This is a genomic window from Leptolyngbya sp. AN10, from assembly GCF_050565645.1.
Taxonomy (GTDB): Bacteria; Cyanobacteriota; Cyanobacteriia; order Leptolyngbyales; family Leptolyngbyaceae; genus Leptolyngbya.
Window position 1 is genome coordinate 1 of the sequence record NZ_JBNXVP010000011.1, and the last position, 14592, is coordinate 14592.

Below are 14592 nucleotides of genomic sequence, written 5' to 3' on the forward strand. Positions count from 1 at the left end.
GTACATAGTAAAATCAGATGCAAGGTTTTTGCACGGTTTATAGTGCTTTATCTTGCATTTTATCAGCAATTTATCCCGCTGAAATTCAGTCCTAGAAAGCTTCTTAGACTTCCTCAGCAAGCCCTAATTTGATTCCACAGCTTTCCGTTCTGCAATTCGTAATTTCGCCGATCGAGATCTCACATTTTCTCGAATCTCATCTTCCTGAGCAATGATTGGCTTCTTCGTAATCGCGGTCAAACTCTCAGATTCTTTCATTCGATGTTTCACAATCCGATCTTCTAAACTGTGGAAACTAATGATTGCGAGTCTTCCTCCAGGTTTTAACCAAGTCGGTGCTTTTTGCATTAACGTTTCTAAAACTTCAAGTTCTCGATTCACGGCAATTCTCAACCCCTGAAACGTGCGAGTTGCTGGATGAATTCGACCATAGCGATACTGTTTTGGAACTGATGCTGCGATCGCATCCGCTAATTCTGTCGTAGTCTTAAACGGTCGCCGCTCTACAATCCGTCTCGCAATCCGTCTCGAAAGCCGCTCTTCTCCGTAGGTATAAAAGATATCGGCTAACTTCGACTCTTCCCAATGATTAATGATTTCGGCTGCGGTTAATTCCTGCCGCTGATCCATCCGCATATCTAGCGCGGCTTCATGTCGGAAACTGAAACCTCGATCGGCAATATCAAACTGAGCCGAACTCACTCCCAAATCCGCCAAAATTCCGTCGAATTTACTTTCTCCTGGGTTGAATTCTGCAAAATTCGTATGGTGAAATATTACTCGATCGCCTAATTTCTCTCGTGCGGCTGAGAGCGCAAATTCATCTTGGTCGATCGCGGTTAGTTTCACATCTGAAGCCGCTGCCAAAATCAGCGCACCATGTCCACCCCCGCCAACAGTCGCATCTAGGTACTCTCCTCCACTGTAAATCGCCAATCCGTTGATCACTTCGCGACTCAGCACAGGAACGTGGAAAAACTCAGAACTCATAGCGATCGCGATCTCACTGTAAAACTTTTCCCTTGTAACACCATTGACTTCATTCTATTCGGCTCTAAGTGTAAATTGAATCGTGGCTCAATTGATTGCAAACCACGGAATTCGGCATGATTCTCTATAATTAAATAAGTGTAACAAGTGCCTACAAAGCCTTATTTCACCAAGCTTGCCCTGAACCGTGAATCGAGAGGCAGAACACAGATGGCAATGATCGAAACCAAGACAGAACCCATGGTCCTCAACATGGGTCCGCACCACCCCTCGATGCACGGGGTGATGCGTCTAATCGTCACGCTCGACGGCGAGAACGTGGTCGATTGTGAACCTGTAATTGGCTATCTCCACCGAGGCATGGAGAAAATCGCCGAAAACCGCACAACAATTATGTTCGTGCCTTATGTTAGCCGCTGGGACTACGCAGCGGGAATGTTCAACGAAGCGATCGTCGTTAATGCGGTCGAAAAACTAGCTGGAATTGATGTTCCCAAACGTGCAAGCTACCTGCGCGTGATCATGCTGGAACTTAACCGCATCGCCAATCACCTCCTGTGGCTTGGTCCGTTCATGGCGGATGTCGGCGCACAAACTCCGTTCTTCTACATCTTTCGCGAACGTGAATTAATCTATGACCTGTGGGAAGCGGTCGCTGGCTACCGCATGATTAACCACAACTATTTCCGTATTGGCGGTCTGGCAGCAGATGTGCCGTATGGCTGGGTAGACAAGTGCGCCGACTTCTGTGACTACTTCATGCCGAAAGTTGATGAATATGAGCGCTTGATCACCGAAAACCCGATCTTCCGTCGTCGTGTCGATGGCGTTGGGGTGATTACTCGTGAAGACGCAATTAACTGGAGCTTGTCTGGTCCGATGCTTCGAGCTTCTGGCGTAAAGTGGGACTTACGGAAAGTTGACCACTATGAAAGCTACGACGATTTTGATTGGGACGTGCACTGGGAAACAGCGGGAGACTGCTACGCGCGGTATATTGTGCGAATCCGGGAAATGCGCGAATCCGTCAAGATCATCCGACAAGCACTGAAAGCACTTCCGGGCGGTCCGTTCGAGAACTTGGAAGCGAAACGGATGGCAGAAGGACCGAAATCCGAATGGAATGGTTCTGAGTATCAGTTTCTAGGCAAGAAGCTTGCACCGACGTTCAAAATTCCGAAGGGTGAACATTATGTGCGTCTAGAAAGCGGAAAAGGCGAACTCGGTGTGTACATCATTGGCGATGATACTGTCTTCCCGTGGCGGTTCAAAGTGCGGGCAGCAGACTTCAACAACGTCCAGATTCTTCCCTACTTAGTCAAGGGTATGAAGGTGGCAGATATTGTCACCATTCTCGGTAGTATCGACATCATTATGGGATCAGTCGATCGCTAAATTTTTCCCACAACTCATCGTAGTCGGGCAGGTGTAACGAACCTGCCCGTTTTATTGCGGGGTGTAACAGGTTCGATAAATCACCCTATAATGACGTGCGATCGCTCCGTTTTGCGTTAGTATGAATCTCAGTCAATTTTAAGCATTCAATAAACTCTTTTTAATTCGCTCTGTGTCGTCGCAGAGTAGATAACCGTTCAGTTTCGACCCAAAGCAAAGAACTGAGCGATAAAACATCAGCGCGATCTCTATTATTGTCTGCTCACAAATATTCCTGCTGTTGTGCGACTCGGCTTGTATTAGGCGATGAGAGCATCCAGATGTGAATTTTTGGACGATCGAGATCAGCGGTGATTCCAAAGACTGGAATTTTTGAGGCGGTTCTATTCATTGATGGTGTTTGATTTAACAATCTAAGCTTCTGTGGCGGTGGCTGACAATCCGACTAAAGTAGGATGTTTTCCGACTGGGGATCAGTGAGCGTGAGCCGGTTTTTGACTGCTTGCGCCTCTGGAGTGCCATTTCAGCAAAAACACTGAGTGAATGCACGAACATTCACTCTTGCAGGAAAAGATTGACTTTTTCTAAGTTAGACGCTATCAATAGTATGTGAACTGAAACGAAACCCCTAGATGTAGCGTTTCACCTCAAAAACGGTTTGAGTGCTTTTCCATTTTCTGTAACTCCACTATCCTCTACGGTTGAATTATGAAGTACCAAGAGCAGCTAACTCCCTGGGTCGTTTATCAAATCACCCCTGACCTGCAACGCCAAGTCGTCATTCGGTTCCGCCGTCGTAACGATGCAGATTCTTATCTGAAAGTGTTGACTCAGACCCGCCCAAATGCGAAGTTTATCGTCGCGTTTGATGCACCTCCAGTTCCGACTCCATCTGCCACAGGTGAAGCAGCATTAGTCTAGTGAATTAGATTAGTGAGGCGGAATGTGGTGTGATTCTAGTTTATGCAAGCTCTGAGTTCCTGGACACTAGACGAAACGCTAGATATCTCGTCGATGAAATGGCTCTGTTTCGATTATTCTCTCCAGCTTTCTCAGTTTAGTACAGATACTCTACTCTGACTGACTGAAAAATGCAATAGATTAGAAGCGATCGTTTCTAGTGTTCAGGTGATGTTTGCTCAAGAGAATCAGTTTGTGGATGATTCGAGTCCACTTTACAATTTCATATCACAGCGAATTCGTGAAGTAGAGCGGATTCCGTTTGCAGAATTTATGGATTTGGCGTTGTACTGTCCGCAATTGGGCTACTACGCTAGACCACGAGAAAAAATTGGGGCGCAGGGAGATTTTTTCACCTCGCCCCATTTGTCGTTTGACTTTGGCGAGTTGGTTGCGGAACAGTTGGCGGAGATGTGGCAAATTCTCGGTCAGCCTAATCCGTTTATGGTGGTGGAATTGGGTGCGGGACAGGGATTGCTCGCGGCGGACGTGTTGCGGTATCTCGATCGTAAATATCCCGATTGTTTTCACTGCCTTACTTACGTGATTAGTGAGAAGGCTGCCGCGCATGTGGTGGAGCAGCGTCATCGATTGCGACGTTGGACAGAGGCAGGAGTGCGGATCGAATGGAAAACTGTCGAGGAAATTCCTGACGATTCGATCACAGGTTGCGTCTTCTCGAATGAATTAATCGATGCGTTTCCGGTCCATTTGGTTGAAGTTCGCGATCGTACTCTCAAGGAAATCTATGTTCATCTTGAAGAGAATCGATTTGCCGAAACGGTTGGCGAACTTTCGACTGAGCGATTAGCTGATTACTTTAAGTTCGTTGGCATTGATATCTTGAGCTATGCCGATAGGTATCGAACTGAGGTGAATTTAGCAGCGTTGGATTGGGTTGAAACGATCACGAAAAAGCTCGATCGTGGATTTGTTTTAACGATTGACTATGGCTATCTAGCAAATCGGTACTACAATCCGATGCGATCGCAAGGGACTTTACAGTGCTATTACCAGCACAGTCATCATAACGATCCATATATATATGTGGGAGAGCAGGACATTACCGCTCACGTGGATTTCACAGCGCTGCAACTTGCGGGAGAGCGATCGGGATTGAGAACCGAAGGCTTTACGCAGCAAGGATTATTTTTGATGGCGTTGGGATTGGGCGATCGATTAGCGCAAATTACCCAAACGGAAACCACCAGCACCCAGGATTTACAAAACCGACTGCAACGCCGCGACGCACTACATCAGTTGATGAATCCTATGGGGCTGGGTGGCTTTGGTGTTCTGATTCAAAGCAAGAATTTGAGTCAAGACAGTCAGTTAAAAGGATTGATGCAGCTTTGATTGTAGGATTCGCTTCGGTTTGGTGGCTTTCCACAGTCATCCCCGAAGCGAAAAACCTCGATCGCATTAAAAAAAAGGAGTGAACAATTCAACGATCGCTGCATCAAGTCTGTTGCTAGTTGCCTGCAACCCGTCTCGAATCTCTGATTTCCAAGCGAACGGGAGCAACGCCGCTATCAATCAAGCCGAGAACACGAGCCGCACCTGCGGACAAATCAATCACGCGACCTCCGGAGAAAGGTCCTCGATCGTTGATTCGTACCGAGACTGTGCGACCGTTATCGAGATTAGTCACTTGTACAACTGTGCCGAACGGGAGTGTTCTATGAGCCGCAGTCAGCGCATTTTGGTTGAACCGTTCACCACTCGCGCTCATGTTGCCGTGGAAACCGGGACCGTACCACGATGCCATGCCTGTCACACGGAATCGGACGGGACCGAGTGCAACCTCTTGAGGCGCACGTCTTGGACGGTTGGCAACAGCGCGTAAAGGTTCAGCATTGCCGAGTAAACGGCGGAGACGATTCGCGACTTGGAGCGCGTCTTGTTCTGGGTTGCGAGTCGTATCAGGAAGCATCGTCTGAGGATCGACCGCAACGATCGTTTTCTTGTTTGCCTCGATCACGAACTGATCGCCGGACTTGGTTTCGTTCCATCGAACCGTGATTTTGCTGGCATCGACTCCATCACGTTCGAGTTGGTTTAGGCGGGCTGCGATCGCGGTTGCTCTAGCGATCGGGTCTTGGGATGGATTGGAAGAATTCTGGCGCGGCTGGGTGCTAGATTGAACCGGGGTAGTGGCACCGTACTTGAGCTTCGCGGCTTGGGTAGAGGTGGGGGTAGCCTGCACTTCTCCGACTTTCACTTCGGAGGCTGAATTGCGGGACTGACCGACAAAGGTAAGGACTGGAATATTGCGGACATAGAGGGTGGCGGCTTTGCGCCCGTTGACTTCGTGCGAATGGATTGTCGCGATGGAGTCTTCAGCTTGCGTATTCTGTTGTTCACCGAGCTTCACCACATCGCGCGACTGAGGGGAAGACGGTCGGGGAGTCTCAGACTCCGTAGATCCTTGGTTGGCTGCCGGAGTAGATTCTGCGAGGACAGAAGCGACTCCGATCGTACTGGTTGCCAGTAGCGCGGCAGTCAAACCGCTAATCAATTTCTGGTTCATACATCCTTTGTGAGATTCACTTCAAACTTTGAGTCCGAGATGTGGCGGTCTGCCAACTGACACAACTTAAGCTGTGCTAACTCGTACTCGCTCCGTGTTCACTCCTGAGTTCAGAACTGCAACAGACTAGCATGAAGTTTTTACCCAGGGGATCAGGGTAGTGTCTGTCTGAAATAAAACTTCATACTAACTTTATATTTAGATAAGGGCTGAAATGCCTACTGTGAAGTGCTTTTGCTAAAGAATGCAGGAAATAAACCTTTTCTAACTTCATCGGAACTTTACAGCAGCTTCATACATTTTGTGAGGTATGCTGATGTTTTGCAGATCAAATCGGTTGGCATGGATTATCGGGAAGCGGGCGTAGATGTTGAGGCGGGACGGGCGTTTGTCGATCGCATTCGCGATTCTGTCAAGCGTACATACCGTTCTGAGGTTTTAGGCGGGTTAGGTGGATTTAGCGGTTTGTTTCAGTTGCCGTCTGGGTATCAAGAACCTGTCCTGGTTTCAGGAACAGATGGCGTTGGGACGAAGCTAAAACTGGCACATCAATTGGACATTCACAACACGGTTGGAATCGATTTGGTGGCGATGTGTGTGAATGATGTCCTGACTTGTGGGGCTGAACCGCTGTTTTTCCTTGACTATGTTGCTACTGGAAAATTGCTATCGGAACAGCTTGCAGGAGTCGTTGAAGGAATTGCTCAAGGCTGCGAGGCGGCTGGATGTGCGCTTTTGGGTGGCGAAACTGCGGAAATGCCCGGATTTTATCAGCCGAATGAGTATGATTTGGCGGGTTTTTGTGTGGGAATTGCTGAGAAAAGTCGGATTCTGAATGGATCGCAGGTGAAGATCGGGGATGTTGCGATCGCGCTTCCGAGTTCCGGAGTTCACAGTAATGGCTTTAGTTTGGTGCGGAAGATTGTGATTGATCGGGGATTTGACTGGAGCGATCGACCTAGTGGATTAGGTGGCGCAACGTTGGGAGAAGTTCTACTCACGCCGACTCAAATTTACGTGAAACCAATTCTAGCGGCGTTGAAAGCTGGACTTGAAATTCATGGAATGGCGCACATTACCGGGGGCGGATTGCCTGAGAATTTACCTCGGTGTTTGGGTGCGGATCAGACGATCGAACTTAATCCAAACTCGTGGGAAATTCTACCGATTTTCCATTGGTTAGCGAGTGAGGGGAAAGTCTCGCCCAATGATATGTTCAATACCTTTAATATGGGAATTGGATTTGTGGTGATTGTTCCGAGTGAAATGGTCGATCGAACTTTAGAGTTTTTCCAGTCTGAAGGCTTGAAGCCATCGCAAATTGGAACAGTTGTGCCGGGATCTGGTGAATTATTAGGATTGCCTGAATAAGTGCCAAAAGCAAGAAAACAGTTTGGTCAACATTGGCTAAAAAGCGAAAAGGCTTTAAATAAAATTGTCAGTTCTGCGGAATTGACAGACAGCGATCGCATTCTCGAAATTGGTCCCGGAACGGGCATTTTAACGCGGCAATTATTGACACAAGCTGGCGCGGTTATTTCTGTTGAAATCGATCGAGATTTGTGTCCAATTCTGGTGCAGAAGTTTGGAAAAAACGAGGCTTTTCTATTACTACAAGGTGATTTTCTTACGATCAATATTGATGAATTGTTAGAACCATTTCCTGCATTTCAAAATCCTCGAAAAGTTGTTGCGAATATTCCTTACAACATCACGGGACCGATTTTAGAGAAATTATTGGGTACGATCGCTGATCCAAATCCGAAGCCATTTGACTCGATCGTATTGTTGCTTCAAAGAGAAGTTGCCCTACGAATTTGTGCAAATTCAAATTCTTCTCACTACGGCGCATTATCGATCAGAGTTCAGTATCTAGCCGATGCTGAATTTATTTGTGATGTTCCAGCGAAAGCATTTTCGCCACCTCCAAAGGTCGATTCTGCTGTGATTCGATTGAAACCCAGAGAGATCGACAATCCAGCAAATGATCCTCGAAAATTAGAAATGTTAGTTAAACTCGGCTTTTCCAGTCGGCGGAAAATGCTGCGAAATAATTTGAAAAGCGTGATTGAAATTGAAGAATTAAACGCTTTACTTGAGCAATTAAGTATCAATCCACAATCTAGAGCAGAAGATCTAAGCGTTCGAGAATGGATCGAATTAAGTAATGCGTTTGTTAGTGACAAGTCCGCTCATAGTACCCTCTAACTTGTTCTTTCACACAACGTCTCTTTTCATATCTCACGCAATATTTTGTTTCTCTCCAAACTAATCTCGCGGATCGATCTCGCTCAACAGTTTGACTGTCGAAGGTTGCAGAAAACTTTCCAGTTTCGATCGATTGATTTCCTCGTTTGATCTCGTATTCAAACTGATTTTCACCCGGTCGAACTGCGAGGAATCTTCCCTCATGTCGATCGCCAAATCGAACCACAAATCCTTCGGAAACATCGCCGTTGAAATATTCTCGATCGGTAAATGGTTTTTGCTCTCCCGAAAATCCAAACGTTGTATTTCTAACGACTGCACGTAATTCCGGTGCGGGACGAGTCGATTTCGAGAAAAATCTAGCTCTAGTCGAAGGGGACAATTCGCCCGGACACTCCCCGACAAAGCGAATTCCAACCAAAGAAACCGGAGCCTGACGGGAATCTCCCGCGTTTCGACCATCAAATAACAGTCCGACCAGCGGTAAATCTTGTGCATATCCGGTTTTTACCGCAACCATCAACGCAACGATCGCTAAACTAATTAAGCCTAAAAGTTTTTTCATTGCTCTTGTCGTTGTGAATCAAGCAGGGTGATGTTTTCAGCTATTTCTTTCTTCACTCGAATCGAGAGAAATCGGTGAAAAATGTCGTAAAAATTAATAGGTGAAATGATCTCAGCCGTCCCTGATAATGAGATAGGTTTTGAATCAGCTAAGTTATGCGATCGTATTCTCTAATTGCACCTGCCAAGATCAATCTCTATCTGCAAATCGTGGGCGATCGTCCGGATGGATTCCACGAACTGGTTATGGTGCTGCAAAGTATTGAACTGGCTGATCGGGTGACAGTGCGATCGCGCTCTGTAGATGATATTCGTGTCCACTGTGACAATTCTGCGGTTCCAGTGGATCAGACGAATTTAGCGTATCGAGCAGCAGAACTGATGATGCGCGAATTTCCAGAAACTTATGCAAAGTTTGGTGGAGTCGAGATCGATTTGCAGAAACGGATTCCAATGGGTGCGGGATTGGCAGGCGGATCGAGTAATGCGGCTGCGGTTCTAGTTGGAATTGATCTGATGTGGAATTTGGGCTTAACGCAATCAGAACTGCAAGATTTGGGAGCAAAACTTGGATCAGATATTCCATTTTGCATCTCAGGAGGAACGGCGCTAGCAACTGGAAGAGGCGAAAAACTTGCACCGTTAACCGGGTTGGATAGCTTTTATGTCGTGTTAGCGAAATATCGAGATTTGCCTGTTTCAACACCTTGGGCGTATCAAACTTATCGGAAAAATTTTGGCGAAACTTATCCGAAGACATCAGAAGAAACTGAAGCGAAAAAAGCTCGATCGAGAGAAATCTTGAATGCGATCGCACATCACGATTTCAAACAAATCGGTCAACATCTGCACAACGATTTAGAAAAAGTCGTCCTACCCGAATTCGAGAAAGTTCAGCAGCTACGCGATCAATTTGCACGATTAAATCCAATTGGCACGATGATGTCTGGTTCAGGCTCGACCGTGTTTGCGTTAACGGAATCGCGATCGCAAGCTGAAGGAATTAAAAATGCAATGCGATCGACTATTCCTGACTCTGATCTCGATCTTTGGGTAACGAAACTCAGTCAGTGTGGCGTACATTTAGCAACTCATTAAAAGGAAAATATGTCAGATTCTTCTAAACCTGAACTAAACCAAAAGCCAACTCCATTGCGCTGTTTTATTGGTGCAATTTTAGCGGGTGTTTTGGCTTATGGACTTTACAATATGACGAGCGCGATCGGGATTTCATTTGCAACAAAACCAATTCAAACTGATAGTTTGGTCGTTTATCGGATCTCTTCAGCGGTTAGAACTTTGGTCGTTGGGATGAGTGCGATGGGTACAGGAATTTTTGGACTTGCCACACTCGGATTATTTGGATTAGGCATTCAATTGATTTTTCAAAAACCTGAAAATCAATCTGAAACAGGAAGCGATCGATAACCATTTGTTAGTTCGTTTTTGGTCTGCCGTGGCGAATTCCATTCGCCATGCCGTCAGAGGGTGTTTGAGAAGTCATCGTTCATCGCATTCACCCGCCCGGAAATGAATCTCCGGGCTAATCAGGGGAAGCCCACTAAACTGGGCTAAGAACTCCGCATTACTCTCTCAGCCCGCTTCAGCGGGGTTTCCTCTATTAGCCCGGAGATTCATTTCCGGGCGGACTCGCAACGCAGCAAAGCCGCTTTTTATACTTTTCAAACACCCTCTTAATCGCAGTGACGCTCAGACGTTATCTCAATCCAAACCTCGATCCGTCACTGCACCCAAGCTACTCGAAGAAACCAATTTGGCATATTTCGCCAAAACGCCTCTGGTATATCTCGGTGCAGGAGGTTGCCACGCAGCCCGACGCTTTTCTAATTCCTCTTCCGGCACATTCAATTGCAGCAAGCGGGCATGAGCATCGATCGTAATTTCATCGCCTTCCTGCACAAGCGCGATCGTTCCTCCAACAAACGCTTCCGGTGCGACGTGACCCACAACCATGCCGTAGGTTCCACCAGAGAACCGCCCATCGGTGATCAATCCAACTGAATCTCCCAAACCTGCACCAATAATTGCAGAAGTCGGAGCTAACATTTCTCGCATTCCCGGACCGCCTTTTGGTCCTTCGTACCGAATCACGAGGACATCACCTGCATTAATCTTATTTGCCAAGATTGCAGTTAAACAATCTTCCTCAGATTCAAACACTCGTGCAGGTCCCGTAATCTTCGGATTCTTTACGCCTGTAATTTTCGCGACTGATCCTTCAGTTGCTAAATTGCCCTTGAGAATTGCCAAGTGTCCGGTAGCGTACATTGGATTGCTCCACGGACGAATCACATCTTGATCCGCTCTCGGTTCTTCGGGAATATCTTTTAGCCGTTCCTCGATCGTTTCCCCGGTAACGGTCAAGCAATCACCGTGAATCAATCCATGCGCCAACAGCATTTTCATCACCTGCGGAATTCCGCCTGCTCGGTGTAAATCTGTTGCCACATAACGCCCCGACGGTTTGAGATCGCACAAGACCGGAACTCGTTCGCGAATCACTTCAAAATCATCGATCGTTAAAGGAACACCCGCAGAATGTGCGATCGCTAAAAAGTGCAATACTGCATTGGTCGAGCCACCAACCGCCATAATGACCGAGATTGCATTCTCGATCGATTTCCGAGTAATAATGTCACGCGGCAAAATCTGGTTCCGAATCGCCTCGACCAAAACCTTTCCAGCAAGTGCCGTATTCTCTGCTTTTTCAGGATCAACAGCGGACATCGTTGAGGAATACATCAAACTCATGCCCATCGCTTCAAACGCAGAGGACATTGTATTTGCGGTATACATTCCGCCACAGGAACCCGCACCCGGACAAGCACTTCGCTCCACCGCATACAGCATCGATTCTTCGATTCGACCTGCGCTGTATTGTCCAACCGCTTCAAACGAACTGACAACGGTTAAATCTTGTCCGTCTAAATGTCCCGGTTTGATCGTGCCACCGTAGACGAAAACTGCGGGAATATTCATCCGAGCCATTGCAATCATGGCTCCCGGCATATTCTTATCGCAACCGCCGATCGCTAAAACGCCGTCCATACTCTGAGCATTACAGGCAGTCTCGATCGAATCTGCAATCACATCCCGCGACACGAGCGAATACTTCATGCCCTCGGTTCCCATCGAGATCCCGTCGCTTACCGTAATCGTGCCGAAGATCTGAGGCATTCCGCCTGCTGCTCGAATTCCGGTTTCGGCTTCGGTTGCTAAAGGTGCAATTCCCATGTTGCAGGGAGTAATCGTACTGTGAGCGCTGGCAACACCGACAATGGGTTTAGTGAAATCGTTATCGCTAAATCCGACAGCACGTAACATGGCGCGATTGGGAGAGCGCTGAACGCCTTGTGTAATGGCTTGACTTCTTAGATTTTCGGGCATGGTAGTTCTCTCGATCGGAGGATCACAGATCGTTTATTCTAGAGCGATTCTGTTCCGATCCGCAGAATTCACCAGCGCTGTTTAGAAATCTGACGGGCTGCAAAAATTCCGCCTAAAAAGCCAAATAAGTGTCCTTCCCAAGAGATGCCAAATTGTCCCGGCAATACGCCCCAAATGATTCCCCCGTAAAGTAAACCGACTGCGAGAGACATTGCGATCGATAATGCACTCCGCTCGAAATAAGCCCGCGATAATAAAAACCCGAAATAGCCAAAAACCACGCCACTTGCACCAATATGCAATCCCTGTGCGCCAAGTAGCCAAACACCAAGTCCGCTCAAAACCGTTACAAGTGCAGTCACTTTAAAGAATTCTGGAATGCCGCGCAGCATTACGAACCAGCCCATCACAATGAATGGAATCGTATTGCTGATGAGATGGCGAAAATCGCGATGGAGAAACGGTGCTAGGAAAACACCCCGCAACCCAACAAAATTGCGAGGATAGATTCCGAGATAATTTAGTCTGCCACCGAGGGCAAGATCGACCACTTCGACGATCCACATGATCCCAACGAGTGTGCCGAGAATTGCAATGTGGGCTTTGATTTCGTCTCCGATGCCATTTGGATCGTTAGGATCACGTCGCTTCATGACTGGTTTTTGTTGAAGGTAATCCTGTTGTAACACAGAGATCTCAGCGATTAGGATGCGATCGCGGCTGTTTGTGGTTGTTGAGCTAGTTCCATCAATCGACGAATCCGTTCTTCGGTTGGCGGATGTGTCCGAAATAACGTTTGCAAGCCCTGAGTAGAAATCGGATTCACGATTAAAAGTGGGGAAAGCGCAGGGTTGCCATTCATTGGAATCTCGTGCCCGATCGATTCTAATTTCTCTAGCGCACTCGCCAACGCTAAGGGGTTTCCGGTAATTTCTGCTGATCCTTGGTCGGCTGCAAATTCACGAGTCCGAGAAATCGCAAATTGAATCAATGCCGCAGATAACGGAGCCAGAATAATCAGGAACAAGAGACCGAGCGGATTTCCACCTCGCCGATTGTCTCGATAGACCGGACCATACAGCGCTCCAAAGGTCAGGATTCGACCGAGAAACGTAATTGCACCTGCGATCGTGCCTGCGACTGCTTGCGTTAACGTGTCGCGATTCTTCACGTGCGTTAATTCGTGCGCCAAAACGCCTTCTAATTCTTCCTGTGATAGCAGTTCGATAATTCCCTGAGTCACCGCAACCGCAGCATGATCCGGATCGCGTCCAGTTGCAAACGCATTCGGGGATTTGGTCGGAACCAGAAAAACTCGCGGCATCGGAATTTCGGCTCGATCGCAGAGTTTTTGTACCATGTCGAATAATTCCGGAGCTTGCGATCGCTCGATCGGTTGTGCGGCATACGAAGCGAGTGCTACCTGATCCGAGTAGTACCACGAGCCTAAACTACTGAATGCTGCAAAAATAAGCCCTAGAATAAGACCTTGTTCATTACCAACGAGATAGTATCCGGCAAGTACAAAAATTCCGCTCAGGAGTCCGAGCAGTGCCGCTGTTCTAATCTGATTTCCACCAAACATATCGATTAATTACGTTTAATGTGCGTTCTGATTATCGAATTGTCGATCGCACTTGAACTCTATCAAGTGATTGAATCCCTGTTGTTCTAGAGGATGAATTTTAACGATGACATTTCGGTTGGGCTGTGCAATTTGGGCGTATAAACCGTGGGTGGGGGATCTGTTTCCGCCCAAAAGTAAACCGAGCGATTTTCTCAATTTGTATAGTCGGCGGTTTACTTGTGTCGAAGGCAATACAACGTTTTATTCAATTCCCGATCGCAAAATGGTCGATCGCTGGAAATCCGAAACGCCATCCGGTTTCAAATTCTGTCCCAAACTCCCGAAAACATTAACCCACTCTGGAAAGCTTGCCGCTTCAATTTCCGGTGCATTGAAATTTTTAGAATTAATGCAGCGATTAGACGATCGATTAGGAGTCGTATTCGCACAATTGCCCCCGAAATACAGTCCTGCAAATTTCAAAGATTTAGAAACATTCTTGCGCGGTTGGAAAGGTGCAGAATTAGCCTTAGAAGTCCGACATCAGGAATGGTTCAAAGAACCGCATCGCACACAATTAAATGAACTCTTAAAAGAATTGAACATTGGTCGTGTCTTACTCGATACTCGTCCGATTTACGAATGTGAAGACGATCCACAATTGGAAAGTGAACGCAAAAAGCCGAGAGTGCCATTACAACCGGATATCACTGCACCGTTTAGCTTGGTGCGGTACATTAGCCATCCAGAAATGAATCAAGTGTATTTAGAAGAATGGGTGAAATGGGTCGATCGAACATTGCAGCAAGGGACTGAAGTTTACTTTTTCGTGCATTGTCCCGTCGAAGAGCGATCGCCTAAAAATGCTCGTGACTTTCAGCGACTTCTCGAACAAGCCTCGATTTCAGTTCCTCCGTTACCTTGGAATCAGTTTGAGCCGCCAACCTCGCAGATGAGTTTGTTTTAAAAC

Annotated in this window: 15 protein-coding genes; 8 read left to right on the plus strand and 7 right to left on the minus strand. The window is 47.1% G+C overall.

Annotated features, from left to right (window positions below):
- Window positions 1–123 precede the first annotated feature (123 nt).
- Window positions 124–990, minus strand: a complete 867-nt coding sequence (gene rsmH, locus ACQ4M5_RS16590; RefSeq protein ID WP_430676754.1) for a 16S rRNA (cytosine(1402)-N(4))-methyltransferase RsmH — start codon at window positions 988–990, stop codon at window positions 124–126.
- A gap of 210 nt (window positions 991–1200) precedes the next feature.
- Between rsmH and ACQ4M5_RS16595 the strand changes: the two genes are divergently transcribed.
- Window positions 1201–2385: a photosynthetic/respiratory NAD(P)H-quinone oxidoreductase subunit H gene (locus tag ACQ4M5_RS16595; RefSeq protein WP_430676755.1), complete on the plus strand. Its 1185-nt coding sequence runs from the start codon at window positions 1201–1203 to the stop codon at window positions 2383–2385.
- Window positions 2386–2647: 262 nt separating this feature from the next.
- Here ACQ4M5_RS16595 and ACQ4M5_RS16600 read toward each other — a convergent pair whose 3' ends face one another.
- Window positions 2648–2776: a hypothetical protein gene (locus tag ACQ4M5_RS16600; RefSeq protein WP_430676756.1), complete on the minus strand. Its 129-nt coding sequence runs from the start codon at window positions 2774–2776 to the stop codon at window positions 2648–2650.
- 317 nt (window positions 2777–3093) lie between these two features.
- Here ACQ4M5_RS16600 and ACQ4M5_RS16605 point away from each other — a divergent pair, with 317 nt between their 5' ends.
- Entirely contained in the window at window positions 3094–3306 is a 213-nt protein-coding gene (locus ACQ4M5_RS16605; protein WP_430676757.1) for a hypothetical protein, read from the plus strand.
- Between the two features lie 210 nt (window positions 3307–3516).
- Window positions 3517–4701 carry a class I SAM-dependent methyltransferase gene (locus ACQ4M5_RS16610; protein ID WP_430676758.1) on the plus strand — a complete coding sequence of 395 codons (1185 nt, stop codon included), beginning with the start codon at window positions 3517–3519 and terminating at the stop codon, window positions 4699–4701.
- A gap of 115 nt (window positions 4702–4816) precedes the next feature.
- On the opposite strand, the gene ACQ4M5_RS16615 is transcribed toward ACQ4M5_RS16610, so the two are convergent.
- On the minus strand, window positions 4817–5875 hold the full coding sequence (locus ACQ4M5_RS16615; RefSeq protein ID WP_430676759.1) for a septal ring lytic transglycosylase RlpA family protein: 1059 nt from the start codon (window positions 5873–5875) through the stop codon (window positions 4817–4819).
- A gap of 342 nt (window positions 5876–6217) precedes the next feature.
- Between ACQ4M5_RS16615 and purM the strand changes: the two genes are divergently transcribed.
- On the plus strand, window positions 6218–7246 hold the full coding sequence (gene purM / locus ACQ4M5_RS16620; RefSeq protein ID WP_430676760.1) for a phosphoribosylformylglycinamidine cyclo-ligase: 1029 nt from the start codon (window positions 6218–6220) through the stop codon (window positions 7244–7246).
- Complete coding sequence (rsmA, locus tag ACQ4M5_RS16625; protein ID WP_430676761.1) at window positions 7247–8083, plus strand: 16S rRNA (adenine(1518)-N(6)/adenine(1519)-N(6))-dimethyltransferase RsmA; 837 nt, start codon at window positions 7247–7249, stop codon at window positions 8081–8083.
- On the opposite strand, the gene ACQ4M5_RS16630 is transcribed toward rsmA, so the two are convergent.
- Window positions 8052–8648, minus strand: coding sequence for a hypothetical protein (locus tag ACQ4M5_RS16630; protein WP_430676762.1), 597 nt, complete (start codon window positions 8646–8648; stop codon window positions 8052–8054). The two genes, rsmA and ACQ4M5_RS16630, sit on opposite strands and share 32 nt — an antisense overlap.
- Before the next feature lie 155 nt (window positions 8649–8803).
- Here ACQ4M5_RS16630 and ispE point away from each other — a divergent pair, with 155 nt between their 5' ends.
- Both ispE and ACQ4M5_RS16640 read left to right on the plus strand, forming a co-directional pair.
- Window positions 8804–9745 carry a 4-(cytidine 5'-diphospho)-2-C-methyl-D-erythritol kinase gene (ispE, locus tag ACQ4M5_RS16635; RefSeq protein WP_430676763.1) on the plus strand — a complete coding sequence of 314 codons (942 nt, stop codon included), beginning with the start codon at window positions 8804–8806 and terminating at the stop codon, window positions 9743–9745.
- Window positions 9746–9754: 9 nt separating this feature from the next.
- Window positions 9755–10075 carry a DUF3082 domain-containing protein gene (locus ACQ4M5_RS16640; protein ID WP_430676764.1) on the plus strand — a complete coding sequence of 107 codons (321 nt, stop codon included), beginning with the start codon at window positions 9755–9757 and terminating at the stop codon, window positions 10073–10075.
- A 294-nt stretch (window positions 10076–10369) separates the two neighbouring features.
- Here ACQ4M5_RS16640 and ilvD read toward each other — a convergent pair whose 3' ends face one another.
- The 3 genes from ilvD to ACQ4M5_RS16655 all read right to left on the minus strand — a co-directional run bounded on the left by ilvD (window position 10370) and on the right by ACQ4M5_RS16655 (window position 13640).
- Entirely contained in the window at window positions 10370–12055 is a 1686-nt protein-coding gene (ilvD, locus tag ACQ4M5_RS16645) for a dihydroxy-acid dehydratase (protein WP_430676765.1), read from the minus strand.
- 68 nt (window positions 12056–12123) lie between these two features.
- A complete protein-coding gene (locus ACQ4M5_RS16650; RefSeq protein ID WP_430676766.1) occupies window positions 12124–12708 on the minus strand; it encodes a rhomboid family intramembrane serine protease in 585 nt (194 codons plus the stop codon).
- 50 nt (window positions 12709–12758) lie between these two features.
- On the minus strand, window positions 12759–13640 hold the full coding sequence (locus tag ACQ4M5_RS16655) for a zinc metalloprotease HtpX (protein WP_430676767.1): 882 nt from the start codon (window positions 13638–13640) through the stop codon (window positions 12759–12761).
- A gap of 106 nt (window positions 13641–13746) precedes the next feature.
- Between ACQ4M5_RS16655 and ACQ4M5_RS16660 the strand changes: the two genes are divergently transcribed.
- A complete protein-coding gene (locus ACQ4M5_RS16660) occupies window positions 13747–14589 on the plus strand; it encodes a DUF72 domain-containing protein (RefSeq protein WP_430676768.1) in 843 nt (280 codons plus the stop codon).
- Window positions 14590–14592 lie beyond the last annotated feature (3 nt).

Bases quoted from the DNA above. Each gene is read 5' to 3' on its own strand.
- ACQ4M5_RS16600 (WP_430676756.1), bottom strand. From the start codon at position 2,776: ATGAATAGAACCGCCTCAAAAATTCCAGTCTTTGGAATCACCGCTGAT.
- ilvD (WP_430676765.1), bottom strand. From the start codon at position 12,055: ATGCCCGAAAATCTAAGAAGTCAAGCCATTACACAAGGCGTTCAGCGC.
- ispE (WP_430676763.1), top strand. From the start codon at position 8,804: ATGCGATCGTATTCTCTAATTGCACCTGCCAAGATCAATCTCTATCTG.
- rsmH (WP_430676754.1), bottom strand. From the start codon at position 990: ATGAGTTCTGAGTTTTTCCACGTTCCTGTGCTGAGTCGCGAAGTGATC.
- ACQ4M5_RS16640 (WP_430676764.1), top strand. From the start codon at position 9,755: ATGTCAGATTCTTCTAAACCTGAACTAAACCAAAAGCCAACTCCATTG.
- ACQ4M5_RS16610 (WP_430676758.1), top strand. From the start codon at position 3,517: ATGTTTGCTCAAGAGAATCAGTTTGTGGATGATTCGAGTCCACTTTAC.
- ACQ4M5_RS16660 (WP_430676768.1), top strand. From the start codon at position 13,747: ATGACATTTCGGTTGGGCTGTGCAATTTGGGCGTATAAACCGTGGGTG.
- ACQ4M5_RS16615 (WP_430676759.1), bottom strand. From the start codon at position 5,875: ATGAACCAGAAATTGATTAGCGGTTTGACTGCCGCGCTACTGGCAACC.
- ACQ4M5_RS16605 (WP_430676757.1), top strand. From the start codon at position 3,094: ATGAAGTACCAAGAGCAGCTAACTCCCTGGGTCGTTTATCAAATCACC.
- ACQ4M5_RS16655 (WP_430676767.1), bottom strand. From the start codon at position 13,640: ATGTTTGGTGGAAATCAGATTAGAACAGCGGCACTGCTCGGACTCCTG.
- purM (WP_430676760.1), top strand. From the start codon at position 6,218: ATGGATTATCGGGAAGCGGGCGTAGATGTTGAGGCGGGACGGGCGTTT.
- ACQ4M5_RS16650 (WP_430676766.1), bottom strand. From the start codon at position 12,708: ATGAAGCGACGTGATCCTAACGATCCAAATGGCATCGGAGACGAAATC.
- ACQ4M5_RS16595 (WP_430676755.1), top strand. From the start codon at position 1,201: ATGGCAATGATCGAAACCAAGACAGAACCCATGGTCCTCAACATGGGT.
- ACQ4M5_RS16630 (WP_430676762.1), bottom strand. From the start codon at position 8,648: ATGAAAAAACTTTTAGGCTTAATTAGTTTAGCGATCGTTGCGTTGATG.